Here is a 17,773-nt window from a genome sequence, read left to right on the forward strand (position 1 = left end):
ACTCTTCTTTTGTTGGGTACAGGGTGTGCGGGGAATGTCTTCTAAGCAGGGCATGTTATGGGCAGGGATGTGATAAAATACAGGGACATGACAAGATCAGACCGATGGAGGAATTATGTTAATTCAACTGATAAGCGTAGGCAAATTGAAGGAAAAGTATCTGACGCTCGGCATCGCGGAATATGCGAAACGGCTCACGCCCTACCTCAAATTCCAGATGATTGAGGTGGCGGATGAGAAGGCCCCTGATAACCTCAGCGACGCGGAGGTTGTTCAGGTTAAGGAACGCGAGGGGGAGCGTATCCTCGCGCAGATTAAGAGCGAGGCGCATGTCATTGCGCTCGCGATCGACGGCAAGCTCTGGAGCTCCGAGGAGCTTGCCGCCGAGATCGACCGGCTCGGCACCTACGGGACGAGCCATGTCGTCTTCGTCATCGGAGGCAGCCATGGGCTCTCCGATGAGGTGATGCGCCGCGCCCAGCAGCGCATGAGCTTCGGCCGCATGACGCTGCCCCATCAGCTCATGCGTCTGGTGCTGGTGGAGCAGGTTTACCGGGCGGTGAAGATTAATCGGGGGGAACCGTATCACAAGTAGGGGCAAGTTTTTACTGGTGAAACCGCCAATTTAAGGAGAGGGTTACTCAGAATCCGATCCTAAAAAACCTCATTTGCGAGGGGTGCTTCTGTTGTATGGGGTATTTTTGGGAGAACTGCTCAGATGGTGAGGCTATAGGCAGCAGCGAACTTTTGCCGAGAGACAACACAAGTCCCTGCATGTTGAGTTGCTGGTAGGGGAAGTCGTTTTGAATGTGTTAGACTGCAGTACTCATTGTCCATGCTACTTTCGTGGTTTGTCGGTAAGCAAGAGAAAGCAACCTCCGTCCAAAATGGATAGAGATTACTTTACTATGAATACGGTGGCATAAGATCGGATTAAGCTGCTTGCCTGTTGTACGAAATTCTTTCTCACATGGTGTACAAGCAGTTAATTAATTATGGTAAAATGAGGATATTCAACTACAAGAGGAAATATAGTTTTTGAATATATATGCTGAATTATGTAATACGATTTTAGCTAGAGGGTAAATATGGCTGCTCCTGTACATGAAATTGACGAGTATTTAAGTGTACAAACCCAAAAATCTAGGATTTATGCAACCGGTATTATTAATAATGAAAAAAAGAGGTGACAAGTATGAGTATTTCATTAGTAACTCAGGATCAAGGTATTAAGCATATTGTACAATTATTTCTTAATAAAAACTTAATACCACTATTTGGTTCTGGTTTTACCGGGAATTGTAAATCTTTTAACTCAGTTGTACCTGATGGTAATAAGGCAACAAATATAATGAAGCAACTTATACTAGACAATTGCCAAGAGATCTCATTAGATGATATAAAGGACTTTGACTTTAATGAGACTTCTAAATATTTCTATAAACTCGTGCCACCAGAAAAAAGATTGATTTTTTTTAGAGATAATTTTACACATGTAGAAATTAGTGATTATCGAAAAGACTTTCTAGAATTAGCGTGGTCGTATGCTTATACATTAAATATTGACGATGGTATTGAAAGAACAAAGCTATTCCAAGCTGTATTACCGTACAAAAAGCTAAATAGACCAGATACTTCTATAAGGCTATTGTATAAACTGCATGGTGATGCATTAACCGAAGTTACGTATAAAGACTATGAAAATATAATATTTAGTGACGAGCAATATCTTCAATCTATCACAAATGAACAAAATAAGGATTTTTCAAATAATTTAATTGGCGATTATTCGCAAAAAAACTTATTGTTTATTGGTTGTAGTTTGAAAAATGAACCTGATTTAAAATATATATTTAGAAAGATAGAGGATAACAGGAATACTCTACGTATTTATGTTACGAGCAAAGAACCTACTTTTTTGGAGTTATCAAATTTAGAGGAATATGGAGTAAATCAAATATTGTTGGTTTCAGACTATGAATTGTTTTATCGGGAATTTGTTAAGGAAATAAAGGCGCTACAAATGGAAACTGAAACCGATATCTTTAGTTATACGAATCCAATGGTAATTGGTAAGAGTGAAAGGGAAGAAGCAATTGAATTAATCTCGGGAACAAATATTTTCAAAAGCAAGAATAATGAATTTTATAAAGGTGGGCTTCATGTCCATAGAACAATCATTAAAAGTCTTGAGAATAAAATTGATAAAAATGCATGTGTAGTAGTGAGGGGGAGAAGGTTTAGCGGAAAAACGTTTCTTTTATGCTCTTTATTAGAACGCCAGAAGAAGTATACTACCTACTTTTTTCCATCAATATCTCAAGTAGATGAAGAACTTATTTTTAATCTATTTACTAAGTGCAAGAAGTCGCTATTCGTATTTGACAGTAATTCTCTTTCTTCAAGTGCATATAAATTTGTAGCAAATAGCCAACAATTGTTGGAAGAAAGAGAAAATAAAATTGTTGTTTCAGTGAATTCGAATGATAATTATATTCTAGATAGTATGAGTGCTGATATGGTTGAAATACCTAGTTTTTTTGATGAGACTGAGCTAAGTATAAGTCGGCAATTATCTAATACATATGGTCTAATAAATCGAAGAAGAAGTAATACCAACATTGATTACTTAGTGAGACTCTCAGAAGAGCAAAAAATAAGCATCACATTATCTGATTTCCATAAGAAACTAACATATAAAGAGAAAATTTTAATCTTGTTGCTGTGCGTATTGGATAAAGTATACCTGACAGATGTATATGCCTTAGGTATTTCCCCAAAAGAAATTCAAAGTTTCGTAGAAAGGTTCCCAACTTTAATAGAGGAAATTCCTGTAGATCGAAATGAGGCTAACACTCATTCTGCTTATAAAATTGTGCACAACAGTAAAATTGCTTTGCTTTTTATGTTAAACACATTACCTAAAAATGAAATAATAGAAAGTATAAACTATATTGTTCTAAAACTTAAAAATGATAGACAGAGATATAGAATGTATATTGAAGTAATTCTATTTGATACATTAAATCAATTATTTGGTGGGAAACATGGAGCAGGTCATTTGATTTTTCAGGTTTACGAATCATTAGAAAAAAAGTTAAGTTTCGATATGCACTATTGGTTACAAAGAGCTAAAACAATTTATCGTTTATTTCCCACTGACAAACAAAAATTAGATGAGGCATATAAGTGGGCAAAGAAGTCTTATGCTGATGGAAATAAACCTATTAGATATAAAGCTGCTTTAACTGCCTCATTGATTTGTTGTTTGTTATATAATTTAGAGGAAGACGATAAGGAAAGGTTTTTTAATCAACGAGAAGCTATTATGCTTGGGTACGATGCATTGTTTCTAGACTTACATTTTAATTATAAATACATTAATAGTGAGCTGCTAGAGAGTAAGAAAAGGGACTACAGCGCTTCACTTTTACTAAATATTTGCAAAGACTATATTGCTGAATATCCTAGCCATGAATTATGTGATAAAGCAAAGATAATATGCGAAAAATTGCAAGAAATATCTGAGAAGTATGAATATGCTAAGGTTTAACTATTAAAATAATAAAAGCCGATAGCGTATACCTAGGATTTATATACTGAATTTTGTTTAGATATCACGCGACGGCGGATTATGGACTTCGCCAAACTGCAGTTCGTTGACAAGAACCCTTGTCCGATTTATGGACAGGGGTTCAATATAGTCATACTGAAACTTCGCTCGACCAATCGTTGAGTCTTTTTTTATAATCAAAAAACTCGCAGGAGCCTGTATTTGCAGCATGAGGTCCATAGGAGCTAGATAGGTCACGCTCCGGTCGGAACGGTGCGTAAACGGGCTTCTGCGAGTTTATTTGTGCTATAGAATAATGATGTACCTGAATGAAGCCTTGCCATATTAGGATGAAAGCTTCTTGCGCGGTTTTGGCTAAAGGTCTGAGGTATTAATAGTTGTTGTATTTGGATGTTTATTAGAATCTGGGGTTTATTAAAATTAGGTAAATATTTCTCTATTATATTAGCACTTCCATTTTTCGGATATTCAAGTTAAAATTACCCTATAATTTACTATGCAAATGAAGAAATGAATTTTTGATTATCAATACTGGTTTAGACAGAATTAATTACATCGTTGCTTTAATGCTTAATTTAATACGCCCTAATTGATTTCTGCAAAAAATAACCGTGAAAGAGGTCTCCTAATGCTCACAGTAGATTCTTTAATCAGAAAAGGATATTTTCTACAGAGACTTTGGCAGATACACTTAATACCATTATTCAAAATATAAGTAACTATCCTGATAAACCAGCAAGTGCCACTAAGCACTCAATACCTAGAGTTAAGCACCTTCGAAGAATGTTGAGCATTCCTAATCCATTACTTCAGATTAAGCTATGCAACGCTATTGAAGATAACTGGAATACTATTGATGGATTCTTGTCTAATACGAATATGACTCTTACAAAACCAGTTATTTTGCAAGATTCCAAAAGAGCTGTCTCACGTTTACGTCATTATTCGTATATTCCGGTTCAGCAGGCATTAGATTCGACGAGTGTAAGGTATGTGTTGCGAACAGACATTTCTCGTTTTTACCCAACTATATATACCCATAGTATTCCGTGGGCTTTGCATACAAAAGAAGTAGCAAAAATCAACAGAAAAGATGCCTTATATGGAAACTTACTGGACAAACGTGTTAGAAACTCTATGGATGGTCAAACTTTAGGCATCCCGGTGGGACCAGATACATCATTAATCATTGCAGAAATTATTGCAACGTCAATGGATGTGAAATTAAGAAGTAGACTGGGCGATATTAAAGGGTTTAGATATATGGATGACTACTATCTTTACTTTAGTTCTAAACCCGAGGCTGAATTTGCTTTAAGTACTCTCCATAGCATTATGAAAGATTTTGAACTTGAATTGAACCCTAATAAAACTTTTATTGAAGAACTTCCCGTATCATTGGAACAAAAATGGGTTTCGGAATTAAGGAATTATAATATTAGGGAAACAGTTAAAGGCCAACATACAGACCTTATCGGATATTTTAGCCTCGCATTTGATTACTCAAAAACGTATACTAATGATCGTGTGTTGAAATATGCCTTATCAAGAATTAAAAATATAGAGATAAAAAATGAAAATTGGTCTTTGTACGAAAGCTTAATATTAAATTCCGTGATTGCAGAGCCCAGTGTAATACCCATTGCTGCATTAATTTTTTATAAACGAAAAGATGAAGGTCATATAATAAATACATCTCTCATTTCAGACACAATTACAGAAATAATCATGAATAGTGTGAAATTTAATTATGACAATGAGGTTGCTTGGTGTCTCTGGATGAGCAAATTGCTTAACATCGAAGTTAAGGAAAGCGCCGCAATAGAAATTTCAAAATCTGATGATAATGTAGTTGCTTTAGCGGCACTAGATTTGCTCAATAGTAACTTGATACCAAGAGGTTTAGATAATAGAAAGTGGAAATCTATAATGAAGAGTAGTGAATTATATACCGACAACTGGCTTTTAGCTTATGAAGCTTATGTTAAAGGATGGCTACCCTCAGCAAGTGGACGAGATTATGTTTCGAGCGATGGATTTTTCGGAACGTTGAAAGCAAACAATGTTGAGTTTTACAGAGGTGTTACCCCGTTGATACCTGCTCCTTTAATTGCTGAAGAAACAAGAGATGCAGAAGATACTACTGACAATGTTGGGAACGATACACTTGACCAAGATGAAACAATAGACTATTAGTATAACTAAGAACCTTTATCAGAAAAACATAAGGAATTCATAATTATAGATTAAGTAAAAATCAATTAGGGGAGGCCAGAAAATGGATCTCCCTTAATTTGCTTTTGAAAATAAATTAAATAAAACAATATACAACGAACCGCGGAGGGAGAGGAAGAGGCAATGCCAACAATGGCAAACTCATCAATACCAGCTCCAAGAGAATGGAATGAATTTGAGGATATAGTCGCTAGTTGCTTACGGATACGCTGGGGAAATAAAAATTTGAGTAGAATTGGAAGAAAGGGACAAGTTCAACACGGTGTTGATATTTATGGCAATGATGATCTAGGAAGAAAGGCGGGCGTGCAGTGCAAACTAATAGAAGGTAAAATAAACTTAAAAGTTGTAGTCTCAGAGGTTTTAAAAGCTGAAAATTTTGTTCCTTATTTAGACATATACTACATAGCAACAACAGCATCTCGCGATGCCAAATTCCAGAGAGACATACGTATGCTATCTGAACAACGAAAAACGGAACATAAATTCCCTATACAAATGCTGTTTTGGGAAGATCTTATTCAAGATCTAGCAACTGATTCTATGGAATTAAATAAGCATTACCCGGAATTGAATTTAAGAACGAGCAATGAAAAAAATAAAAGAAGAGCAATTCAAATAAACAATAAAGTTTTCAAACTTTTTTTAATTCCTATTTTATTAATATTGTTATATATTTGGCAACCTGTTCTTATAAAAGATGTATTAAATTCCAGTAGCATTATCTTATTTGAGAATTTAGTGGGTTTAATTTTATACTCTATTTTAATTGGTTTTATAGTTATAGTACTAAGGATTAGCGATTCTAAATTTAATGAAGAAATAAAAGAGAGTTACCGGCCCAAAATATATGAATCAAAAGAAAAGACACCCATATCAACTAAAGTATTTGATGATGACTTTTTATATAATGGCAAGTGGAGAGTTTTGCGTGAAGTACGCATTCTGAACACTACTGGCTATGATATAAAAAATATTGTAGGTAAGGTAATATTCTATGATAATCATTATAAAGTAGATGAAATCAACTTTATCGAGGATGATATTCCATCACGAAAAGGTATAAGAATTGATAAACTTGTTGAGCATAAAAAGGAAGAAAACTGGAATGAGTTCCATACCGAGATCATCTCCATGGAGTCGAGTAAAGGGACAGAAAAAGATATAAAGATTTATGGGACATACTTTATAAGAACTTATTTCTTGTTACTGAATCGGTATAATTATATAAGGGCTTTTGGTAGACGCATTTTGCCTTATGAAATTACCTGGCTTAGGATTGTAGGTAATGATTTATGGGACAGGCTAATGTTTATGCCGTCCAGTTGGAGTTCAAAAGGCATTAACAAGGGCCTATTTTGGATTCGTTTAAGAAAGCGTCTCATACAGGTAACCGTTATTCTTTTATCTGTATGTTATTCGTCCTATGCTATAGGTAGTTTTATCATTATGGTTATCAAGTTAGTAGTATGCTGGTATAGCTTAGCTACTGTTTATATTTAAGCATATTTGAATATTTTAAGAGGTGAATTATTGATAGTTGTTAAAAATTGTCCCTTTAAGTTACGAAGCTGGAATACTTTTTATCCAAACGTACCGCTGCATGTCGAATATGAACTTACCGAGAGCGGTCAAGGAGCAGAAAAGGTATTGTGATTTAAATCCCTCCACTTTAGGATGGCCTTTAAACTTGCCGCTAAAGACAGCGCGGTGAACCGTATCATAAATGACGGCTAAAAAGGAAGTATCAAGTGATATAAAGTATCTTGGTAGACTTGGTATTCTTAACGAATTATAATTTAGTTAAAAATGGGCTTATGGGTGAACAAAGTGGATAGAATAACTAAGAGTTTGATAGATGATTTCTCTAAAGTAATGGAATTGGAAACCAAAGATCAAAGTAAATTGTTTGAAATGTTCGCCACTTATTCAATCTTATCTAAGCATCATAGTGAAAAATTTGAACTTGATGATGTAGTTGGTGGAGAAGGAGGAGATTGTGGAATAGATGGACTAGCAATTATTTTTAGTGGTGTTTTAGTAAATACTCTAGAAGAAATTGATGATATATTAGAACGTTCTGGTATTATATCTGAAGTTAATATTATTTTAGTACAATCAAAGACTTCTGCTTCCTTTGATGGTGGGGAAATGAGAACTTTTGGAGACGGTGTAGTCGACTTTTTTTCGGAAAATCCAACACTAGTAAGAAATGATTTTATTCAGAAGAAGGCATTATTAGTTGAAAAAATTATCAGTATAGCTGCAAAAGTGAAAAAAATAACATGCAAGATGTTTTATGTTACAACTGGTAAATGGTTAGATGATCAAAACTTGTTGTCAAGGATTTCTAAAATACAGGAGGACATTGAGAATTTAAGTTTATTTAAAGAAATTTCCTTTTCTACACTAGGAGCTAAAGAAATTCAAAAATATTACAGAGAAACACAGGAAAGAGTTAGTGCAACGATAAAATTTCAAAACAAGGTATTGATTCCGGACATTGATGGGGTTCAAGAATCGTATATTGGAACTTTGGAATTAAAAGAATTTTTAAATATAATAATCGATGATTTAGGCAATATTAAAAGAGGGATTTTTTATGATAATGTGAGAGATTTTCAAGGAGAAAATGACGTTAATGTGAGTATTGAAAAAACTTTGCGTTCTAGTAAATCTGGAAGGCTAGCAGTTCTTAACAATGGAATTACAATAGTTACAAAAAGTCTGACAGTAGCTAGAAATGACTTTTCTTTAGAAGACTATCAAATTGTTAATGGGTGTCAAACATCTCATGTTATCTATAATAATAGAGACATTGTGAATAAAGATATTTCTTTACCGATCAAGATAATCGTCCCTGCGAATGACGAAGTGATAAATGATATTATTATTGCAAATAATAGTCAAACAGAAGTGAAGAAAGAAGAGTTAATGGCGCTGAGTGATTTTCAAAAAAATCTTGAGCTTTTTTACAATACTATTGATGATCCTAAAAAACGTTTATTTTATGAAAGAAGATCCAAGCAATATGATTCTGACTCTGGAATAGAAAGAGTGAGAATTGTTACTATATCCTCACAAGTGAGAAGTTTCGCGTCAATGTTTCTTGACAAACCTCATCTTGCTAGTAGGTTTTATGGTCAATTGTTAGAAGAACTAAGAGATGTAGCTTTTTTAGAAGACCATGAACTTTTACCATACTATACTAGCTCTTATGCTTTATATAAATTAGAGTTTTATTTTAGAAATAAAAATTTAGATTCAAAATACCGGAAATTTAAATATCACATATTAATGATGCTTAAAAATTATACGAATAATGAGAAAGTTCCGCCGTTTAACTCTAAAAAAGTTAATAAACTTTCAGAAGAAATTAATAAAATTTTGTATAACAGTAACCTACTTGATATATTCAAAGAACTGACTTCTATTATTGAAGAAGTTGTAGAAGATATTAATGATACAGAAACAACAAAAAGAATAAGCCTAAATAAAGAGTTAGTTGATAAGTTACAAGAATTAAAAAAGGAAACCGTCTGATTAAAAGGCGCATTTCGCAAATTTTGCGAGTGCGCCTTTTATGTGAATTCACTAGCCGTTATAGCGTGTACTATTTAAAGTCGGATTCCTGAGGGCTATATCTAAAACGGCGAGACCTGGACGTTCATTGGAGCGAAATATGTCTCATCATCGGATAGTCCGGATTTTCCTACAGACAATGTTGACGAATTTGATATTCATAGATTATTGAGATCTCAATTAAAATTCGAAAAGAGATCCTGAACGATAATGTTAGTAATTAATAAAATTTTTCACTAATAAAAAGGCGCCCATCGAGGTGCCTTTAAAAATATCCTCAATATGTAGAGCAAAGGATTACTTCTGTAGAGGCGGAATCTGTTCATGAATCAGGGACTAATCCTTGCCCATGCACATAGTTGCAAAAGCATCCTGAGAAACTGCCGACCATTGTATGAGCGGAGGATGACGCTAGCCTCTCCAGGCTGTGTATGGGCCTTTAAGGCCTATTACATCCCCATCCTCAAACACAACTCCTCCAAAACCTCACCCGCCCGTCTCATCACTCTCTTCATATCCTCGTCCGTTATCATCTCTAACTCCTTCCCCTCCCCGTTAACGAGATAATTCAGTTCACCCACAAACACCACAATCTCAAGCCCAGGATGATAGTCGGTATGTATCAGGAGTAACAGATCATTTAATGATATCTCTGAGCCGAACTCTGTCTTGTATTGTTTGTGATTTCTCATAATATGAGCTAATTTCATGTGATAACGGGCTAGACTTGTATAGTCGTTGATTTTCTCTTGCAAGCTTCTTTCCATAGTGAAAGCCTCCCATAGCATATTTGGAAAAGTATTACACCTATTATAATACCTATAAGTATTATAATAAATAATAATATCTATTAATTGGTGTTTACCTTTAGGAAACTTGTCTACACTTTGGACATGGAGAGGTGAATACGGTGATGGATAAGGAAATATTGAAGCAGGTAGGAGCTCGGATACGTGCTCTTCGGAAAGAGCGGGCACTGTCACAAGAGGCGCTTGGGGAGAAGGGCGGATTTCATTTTTCATACATAGGGCAGATCGAACGTGGGGAGAAGAACGTTTCTTTATTGAATTTACATAAGATTGCAGAATCGCTTGAAGTGAGTATTATTCAGTTATTTGCGTACCAGGGTGAAGAGTTCATGGTTACCGCAGCAGAGCGTGATATTCAGGATATTGTAGGCATGCTCCGTGAGGCCAATGATGAGAAATTACGTGTGGCTAAAAATGTACTGAAGGAATTATTATAAAGAATAATTATGAAGCAAGCCTCTCAGGGCAAAAAAGATCGTTAGAAACAAAAGCGCAAGCCATTGGTTTGTGCTTTTTGCAGTAGTTTAAGACCTGACGATATACTTTTAAGAACACCTTTGGACAAAATCAATGGTGCTGAGTTTGAGCGGTTGTGGTCTCTGTACTTCAGGGATCAAGGGTATAGTGTTAAAGAAGTAGGAGTAGGAGGTAGGGATGGTGGTGTGGATTTGGTCATTATTGATAAACGTGGCGAGAGAACTGCGGTTCAAGCCAAATGTTATGCTGACCACAATAAAGTACAGGTTATGACGGTTCGTGAACTGGTAGGCGCTAAAAGAAATCATGACTGCTTTCTATCTTTGCTGGTCACTACTTCCGATCCTACAGCAGATGCGAAGCCTGTCGAAAGACCAAGGCTATATAGGCGTAACAAAAATATCTTTAATAAAAAAATGTCGCTTTAACTAGTATGCACAACTTGCCGCTTCAGCCATCGCGGAGAAACGTACCATAAGTAGGGGCAAGTTTTTTGTTGGTACATTTCAGAGCTATTAAACAGGATAATACAGTTAATAAATGAAACTTTCTGGCGATAAATGAGCAAGGGAGGTCAATAAGATTATCGAAAAATACGGAAGTGACAGAGAGCGGTTTCTAATGGATTTAATCAATTTGATGGTGCCGGTAAAGGGGGGGACCATTGAATTACGCGATTATATTAACACAAATAAATGGTTTAGCTCTGACTACAGGTTATCAGATCCTGGAAGTAATAAAAAAGCTATTACATGGACTGAAACGATCGAACCTTTCCATGTAATGAAGTATCCGGTAACCCAGCAGTTGTATCATTTTGTCATGTATGAAGAAGAAGTAGAACCGAATGTGAATAATCTGCCAATTACGGAAGTTTCGTGGATGGACTCGCTTGTCTTTTGTAATGAATTGTCCAGAATGCTTGGAAGGACGGAATGCTACATATTCACAAATGAAAGTGAGAACACGATATATAGCAAGACAGCAAATGGCTTTCGATTACTGTCAGACGCTGAATGGCAATATGCGTGCAAAGCGGGAACTACGGGATACCGATATGCAAGAATTGATCAAATTGCATGGTATCAAGAAAACTCCAATGACTCCGTTCATCAAGTAGGACAACTGCTTCCTAATCCATGGTGACTTTTTGATATGATTGGGAACGTTTGGGAATGGTGCTGGGATCTATATGATACTGAACGATATGGGAACTATAGAGTCTTCCGGGGAGGTAGCTGGGCTGAAGTTGAGAACAACTGTGGTTCTACCAGTAGAAGGAAAAGCATGCCCGATCTCAAGATAGATGATCTTGGTTTTAGAATAGCACTTACAAAACCTTGAGAACGTGACATCAAGCATGCCGAAATTGACTTAAATTCATCATGAATACCATTCTGCAAGGATGATCCTCAACTTGCCGTTACAGACAGCGCGGAGAACCATACCATAAGTGACGGCGAAAATCAATTTATAGAAATCGGAAGCCACTTCTGATATTTCGCGGCCATTGGCCGAGGTGGACCGCGTCCACATGTGCGGCTGCAGGCGACCCGGTCCCTCATTCCTAATTATCTGGCCAGTCAGAATTCTGATTGGCTTTTCTGTTTTACCAAGCCACAACTCCATGCTCATCAAAAAATCCACCAGTTGGGCCATCACTAAGTATTGTGGCAAGCTCCACTACAATGGAAGCTGCTTGTTCGACTGTACGATAGCCACTATTACCATTTAGATCGGTAGCTGTAAATCCAGGGCAAACGGAGTTGATTTTAATAGGAGAATCGCTTAAGTCTTTAGCTAAGGAAACGGTTAAAGCATTTACAGCCGTTTTAGAACTATTGTAGGCGAGCGAATTCGCATTATAAAATTCCGACGTTGAGTCTGAATTCAAGGTTGAGGAACCTAATGCGCTGGAAAGATTAACGATTCTTCCGGCAGATGAATTTCTGAGCAGTGGAAGCATTGCTTTAGTGACAGAAAATACACCGAAAACGTTTGTCTCATAGGTACTCTTGAGAACAGACAATTCCAGTTCACTTGGAGTGGTGTTTTCTTCGAAAAACACGCCTGCATTATTAATCAAGATATCAAGCAATCCATACTCTTGCTCAATCCATTCTGCTGCGGAGAGAACAGAGCTGGGGTTCGTGACATCAAGAACCACTGTTTTAGCTTTAATGTTCTCCTTTTCCAATAACGTTACGGCCTCATGTCCTTTATTTTCGCTTCTTGCTCCTATTAAAATCTTATACCCCATATTTCCCAATTGTCTTGCTGTCTCAAAACCGATACCTTTGTTTGCACCTGTAATTAATACGATCTTAGATTTATTCATAAAATTGCCTCCCTACATTCTTGTTTTAATACGGCTGCGTTTACCGCATGAGTTAAGAATATCAAGGGGACGAATACATTTCTTTGCCTACAAGCTCATTCTATTTGTTTATTTAGCTCATTTTTTAGCCTCTTTAGGCATCCTTCTTCAACCTCTGCTGACGTCTAAACTCTGACGGTGGAAGTCCGAATCTTTCCTTGAATACTTTGGAAAAGTGAGCGATATTTTCGAATCCGGTCGAAAAACAGATATCCGTAACAGATAACGCTGTTTCCGCTAACAGTTCCTTGGCTTTATCCAGCCTTCGATTGCGAACCCATTTGAGCGGGGAGGTGTTGTATATTGCTTGAAAATCCCTCTTGAACGCCGCCAGGCTTCTGCCAGACAAATAGGCCAGGTCGTTAAGGGAAACGGGGTTCATGAAGTTCTCCTCCATGATCTTTGTGATGCTGCTTCTGTCCTTGCTTATGGGTTGCATCATTTGATGCAACAAACGATCATTCGAATCTGCTATGTGAAACAGCAATTCCATCAGTTTCACACGTACCAGTCCTTCTTTGACTTCGTCAGGGTGCTCGAAATAGGGTTGTAACGACTCGATATAGCTTCCAAGGCGGTCATTGATCGGAAAGACTGTTATCGGAACAACATCATTCACGAGACAAATTGGTTTTAAACCGGCGAATTTCAGGAATTCATCTACTATCTTCTCGTTCAGAAAAAACATCATATAGTCGAGGATGTAATCGGAATCGGGTTCACCCGCTTTCTCGTACTCGACTCCCATTGATTTATGAATAAACATCATTTCGTTGCTCCGCATCGTATATTCTTGATCACCGAAGCGAACTGTATAGACACCCGACTTGACGATTAGCAGAAGATGATCCTGCAAAAAAAAGGTTCCTTTTATGCCTTGCGTGTAAAAGCAGATTTCGATAGCGGACATCCCATCCAGCTTCAAGCTCCCTTTTTTATTCGGAAACTTTACCAGTTCATTAGGCACCTTGACCATTTTGCTTGATCTCATAGTCATGGACGTCCCGCTCTACTTGTACCTGCGATTGCTCTAGTTTCCATTTTTTAATCATCCTTTCAGTTATGCCATTCTGCGCTTACCTGTAGAATAATTTTCTTGACAAACGTTTCAACACTTATCCTTTTAGTATAACTGGAACGCGGCGAGAATACTTTGCTGAAAAGCTCAAACGACTTGTTCATTTATCTCCAAACGAGCAAGTTTTCCTAGGCGTTCCGATGCGGCGGATGTTTCCCCGCGCATTAAAGACGTTCAAATGGACACCCTTCTGATGGACGACGGTACGATCTGGCTTCAGCGACCGTGGGCAGCGTCGGGTTATCAGAAGGTGAACGTTGGCGCCTCAGCAATTTACAGTGCTAAACGTGCTTTTAGCGAATTATACGACTATGGAATTTCCAGTAAAGGTGAACTCATTTTATGGTACAATGGTTCTCTTCCTACATTTGATTCAACGCAAAACGACATCAAACTGGTTACGGGGCAATACTATTTGAAAAATGACGGCTCGGTGTGGAGCCTGCAAAGCCGTAAGCAAATAGAAAGTTTAACCGACATTTCATTGCTTGCAACAGGCTTTCGATCAACAGCTTATGTGACGAATAGCGGAGAGATTCATCACAATCTATAGTCTCCTCAGCAGGTGGTCAGAAGTGGCTGGTTCTGCAGACGAATGGAAGTTGGAACATCTACGGTGAGGCCTTACCAGTGGATTACGGAGGTGAATAATAATGGACAGCCAATTAGTTGATCCCTACGAGTTACAGTTACGCAAAGCGCTTAACAAAGTACTACCGGATGCCTATGAAAGTCTAAAAACCCTCGACCAAATGCCAACTGAAATTGGAATGAACGTGCTGGGGGTTCTTGTTAATTATGCTTGCGAGAGTCAGAACATAACTGTAATTACTTTAGCAAGAGATGGTATTAAGAAAATACCACACAAGTGGTTGACACAATACTATCCTGAAGTTGTTAATAGAAGTATTGATTGGGCGGACGAATGGCAATATATTAGATTACTAGAAGTGACACAAGAGGTAGCTCCAGAATTATTAAAATTATTTATTGATCGAGGATTATTCTCAGAAAATGATGAAATTCATGAAACAGCAGAGTGTTTTAGGAGCAAGTTGAACTGAAGCTGAATGCACCATAAGTAGGGGCAAGTTTTTTAGCCTGTGTAAAGTCGATTTAAGCCATTGATTGCCTATTCCCTAAATCTATCCAATGCTATGATTTTACATATCAGATGTGCACCTGATGGCAGTGAGTTGTGAATCAAGTCAAGGAGATGAGAAGATGAGTAAAGATGATTTTTTGCGGTCCATGCTATCCGATAAGGTCAACATGACCCCGAATGGGTTCGTGGCCGATCAATTAAGCCCCGAACAATTCAAGGATTGTCACGAGCTGATATTTGACAGTCTATTTGAAATTCATACGTCTGACATATCGGGAATAGGGGGCTATGGACGGTTCAACGAGGATGGCACACCGGAATATGAGAGTGGTAGAGATTTTCTGATCGACACGTTTGCTGAGGACAAAGAAGGGTATTGGTATAATTGGAGGGAGATGTTCGGAACGACGGTTTTGCAACGGGATTTCTTTGAGCAGTACTACAAAGAGATGGAGGCTCGAATTCCTTATTGCGAGGGCAGACGTTATTTAGTAAATAACTTTACGTTTTTCATCAACATGATTACGGATGGTAAAACCACGGTGGGGTTTCCCGACTGGAGCTACTCTGGCATTGGAGACTGCCTGATCGATTTTGCAATCATGGACTTAAACAAGCCTTATCTGCGAATACCGGAGCTTCTCATGGAGTACTGCAAGAATCGGAAAATCATCATTCCCGACTTCAAGGAAAGGTTCTTATGTATGGCGTATTATAAAGGGATAGATGGATTGCGCTGGCACGCATCGATCGACGATACAGAATCGTGTACAAGTATGATGAAATCTATCAGCGAACTAAAAGATCGAATTTACGCTTTGTAGACGGTGATAATATGAAATATGAGAATGGCAGCGACATCCTTCCAGAGGAACTATTGAGAGAAGTTCAAAAGTACGCCTCAGGTAAACTTGTTTACATCCCCGCTGGAGAGGAAAAGAAAGCTTGGGGTGCAGCCTCCGGTTACCGGGAGCAGTTGCAGAGAAGAAATCGTATGATTCGCAACAAGTACGCCCATGGACGTACCGTGTCGGAGCTTGCTGACGAATACTTCTTATCTTTGGATTCAATTAAAAAAATCCTTTACTCGAAGAAACAGGCTGACTATGCAGCATATGCCCCGACTATTGAGTCGGCTGTGGAATATGCGAATGGCGGGATACTTGAAGAGTGGATGTATTGCTACTGGCAGCTTTCTAAAAACGCATCTGTCCATACAGAAAATGCCGTTGTAGACCGAATCTATTTTGGGGTCGTAAAGTTTCCATTGCGTCTTATTCAAAGGGATGAATTCGATATCGGTAACTCCCATGTGAATGTAACCGAAGATCATTCCGCTCTACCGCCTCTTATCATTGAGTATCATCAAGGGAAGTTTTACTGTACCGAACAGAAGGAGATATTGGCGGGACTGATCCAACGCAAGGTTAATTCGTACCCGACCATTATCGTGTTGCGGGAGGTTACCGATTATAAGAGGTTTACGAATCATTTTGGAACTGTGCTATTTTTTGTAAAATAAATCATAAATTGGGTAATCTCGCAAAGGATGGCCCTAAAACTTGCCACAGCGCGGGGAATCGTACCATAAGTAGTAGTAAGCGGAAAGCAACACAGCTCCTCTAAAACCTCACCCGCCTGTCTCATTACTCTCTTCATATCATCGTCCTTAACCATCTCTAACTCCCTTCCTTCCCCGTTAACGAGATAATTCAATTCCCCACAAATACCACAATCTCAAACCCAGGGTGCCTTCCAGGCCGCCCTTTGTTTTCACCTGCGTGTCCAGAGTCACGCATTATCTAGTTGGGAAAGTCCAACCAAAGGAGGGACCAAGCCACCTTTGTAGCTAGGATGCTTGCACATGGCGAAATCTGTGTGTAGAAGCGTATCGACGAAAGTACCGGTCAAAGACCGGGCGAGCAACAATTCAGGCCGCAACATGAAGTGAATCCTGCCGCGTCGTCAAAAAGGCCCTGCGAAAGGGAAAAGAGGGGGCCGAGTCCTGGAACTATGGATGAGGGCCAAGGAGAACAACAAGCGTAAATTCCATGCCTTGTACGACAAAGTCTATCGGTGGGATGTGCTATGCGAAGCCTGGAAACGGGTGAGCGCGAATAAGGGAGCTGCGGGAGTGGATGCCGTGACACTCGCTGAAATCGAGAAACAAGGAGTTACGAGATTTCTCAAAAACTCATATTGTCGAAGTAGCCTTGGATATCGACGTCGACTACCTAATTTCCTTTGCGGTTGCAGGCTTTTCGGATTCGCTCGAGCGCTCCTTTCGCACTTCATTTCGGACGAAATCCGAAGGAGACTTCCTTAAAATCGGCTTCAAAGATGGGTTCAATCATCGTTTTGTTGCCAACTGTAGGACCCGGTCGCACACGGTGGGAATGCTTAGCGGTCTTGGCTTCCCGTCCTTCTTCGGGATGTCGTGCCGCCGAACGGGCTGCGGATGTAATGGCCTTCTTTCAGTTCTCGCTCATCAGGAAAAACTCATGAAACTGGTACAGATGCGTATCAATGACAGGTA

The 17,773-nt window shown here is 38.2% G+C and carries 14 protein-coding genes and 1 pseudogene; 12 read left to right on the top strand and 3 right to left on the bottom strand.

Annotation, left to right across the window (positions count from 1 at the left end; all coding sequences use genetic code 11):
* Positions 1 to 115 precede the first annotated feature (115 nt).
* From rlmH to MKX42_RS01330, 5 genes are all read left to right on the top strand, one after another.
* Positions 116 to 595, top strand: coding sequence for a 23S rRNA (pseudouridine(1915)-N(3))-methyltransferase RlmH (gene rlmH, locus MKX42_RS01310; protein ID WP_340750592.1), 480 nt, complete (start codon positions 116 to 118; stop codon positions 593 to 595).
* A gap of 600 nt (positions 596 to 1,195) precedes the next feature.
* A complete protein-coding gene (locus MKX42_RS01315) occupies positions 1,196 to 3,553 on the top strand; it encodes an SIR2 family protein (protein WP_340750594.1) in 2,358 nt (785 codons plus the stop codon).
* Between the two features lie 699 nt (positions 3,554 to 4,252).
* Positions 4,253 to 5,770, top strand: coding sequence for an RNA-directed DNA polymerase (locus tag MKX42_RS01320; protein ID WP_340750596.1), 1,518 nt, complete (start codon positions 4,253 to 4,255; stop codon positions 5,768 to 5,770).
* Between the two features lie 162 nt (positions 5,771 to 5,932).
* Positions 5,933 to 7,312: a hypothetical protein gene (locus tag MKX42_RS01325; protein ID WP_340750598.1), complete on the top strand. Its 1,380-nt coding sequence runs from the start codon at positions 5,933 to 5,935 to the stop codon at positions 7,310 to 7,312.
* Positions 7,313 to 7,630: 318 nt separating this feature from the next.
* Complete coding sequence (locus MKX42_RS01330; RefSeq protein WP_340750600.1) at positions 7,631 to 9,352, top strand: AIPR family protein; 1,722 nt, start codon at positions 7,631 to 7,633, stop codon at positions 9,350 to 9,352.
* Positions 9,353 to 9,840: 488 nt separating this feature from the next.
* Here MKX42_RS01330 and MKX42_RS01335 read toward each other — a convergent pair whose 3' ends face one another.
* Positions 9,841 to 10,158 carry a hypothetical protein gene (locus MKX42_RS01335; protein ID WP_340750601.1) on the bottom strand — a complete coding sequence of 106 codons (318 nt, stop codon included), beginning with the start codon at positions 10,156 to 10,158 and terminating at the stop codon, positions 9,841 to 9,843.
* Between the two features lie 143 nt (positions 10,159 to 10,301).
* Between MKX42_RS01335 and MKX42_RS01340 the strand changes: the two genes are divergently transcribed.
* The 3 genes and pseudogenes from MKX42_RS01340 to MKX42_RS01350 all read left to right on the top strand — a co-directional run bounded on the left by MKX42_RS01340 (position 10,302) and on the right by MKX42_RS01350 (position 12,021).
* Positions 10,302 to 10,637, top strand: a complete 336-nt coding sequence (locus tag MKX42_RS01340) for a helix-turn-helix domain-containing protein (RefSeq protein WP_340750603.1) — start codon at positions 10,302 to 10,304, stop codon at positions 10,635 to 10,637.
* A gap of 120 nt (positions 10,638 to 10,757) precedes the next feature.
* Positions 10,758 to 11,105: a restriction endonuclease gene (locus MKX42_RS01345; protein ID WP_340750605.1), complete on the top strand. Its 348-nt coding sequence runs from the start codon at positions 10,758 to 10,760 to the stop codon at positions 11,103 to 11,105.
* 193 nt (positions 11,106 to 11,298) lie between these two features.
* Positions 11,299 to 12,021: pseudogene (locus MKX42_RS01350) on the top strand (formylglycine-generating enzyme family protein).
* Between the two features lie 265 nt (positions 12,022 to 12,286).
* Here the strand turns inward: MKX42_RS01350 and MKX42_RS01355 are convergent.
* Positions 12,287 to 13,015: an SDR family oxidoreductase gene (locus MKX42_RS01355; protein ID WP_340750607.1), complete on the bottom strand. Its 729-nt coding sequence runs from the start codon at positions 13,013 to 13,015 to the stop codon at positions 12,287 to 12,289.
* Between the two features lie 133 nt (positions 13,016 to 13,148).
* Entirely contained in the window at positions 13,149 to 14,045 is an 897-nt protein-coding gene (locus tag MKX42_RS01360; protein WP_340750609.1) for an AraC family transcriptional regulator, read from the bottom strand.
* A 280-nt stretch (positions 14,046 to 14,325) separates the two neighbouring features.
* On the opposite strand from MKX42_RS01360, the gene MKX42_RS01365 reads away from it, so the two are divergent.
* The 4 genes from MKX42_RS01365 to MKX42_RS33355 all read left to right on the top strand — a co-directional run bounded on the left by MKX42_RS01365 (position 14,326) and on the right by MKX42_RS33355 (position 16,759).
* Positions 14,326 to 14,685 (top strand): hypothetical protein, encoded by a 360-nt coding sequence (locus MKX42_RS01365; RefSeq protein ID WP_340750612.1) that lies wholly within the window; start codon positions 14,326 to 14,328, stop codon positions 14,683 to 14,685.
* 100 nt (positions 14,686 to 14,785) lie between these two features.
* Positions 14,786 to 15,196, top strand: a complete 411-nt coding sequence (locus MKX42_RS01370; protein WP_340750614.1) for a hypothetical protein — start codon at positions 14,786 to 14,788, stop codon at positions 15,194 to 15,196.
* Between the two features lie 160 nt (positions 15,197 to 15,356).
* The gene (locus MKX42_RS01375; RefSeq protein ID WP_340750616.1) at positions 15,357 to 16,061 is read left to right on the top strand and encodes a hypothetical protein; all 705 of its coding nucleotides are present in this window, start codon (positions 15,357 to 15,359) and stop codon (positions 16,059 to 16,061) included.
* 11 nt (positions 16,062 to 16,072) lie between these two features.
* The gene (locus tag MKX42_RS33355; RefSeq protein WP_445669290.1) at positions 16,073 to 16,759 is read left to right on the top strand and encodes a CD3324 family protein; all 687 of its coding nucleotides are present in this window, start codon (positions 16,073 to 16,075) and stop codon (positions 16,757 to 16,759) included.
* The last annotated feature ends 1,014 nt before the right edge of the window (positions 16,760 to 17,773 follow it).

This window comes from Paenibacillus sp. FSL R7-0204, from assembly GCF_038002225.1.
Classification (GTDB): domain Bacteria; phylum Bacillota; class Bacilli; order Paenibacillales; family Paenibacillaceae; genus Paenibacillus_AQ.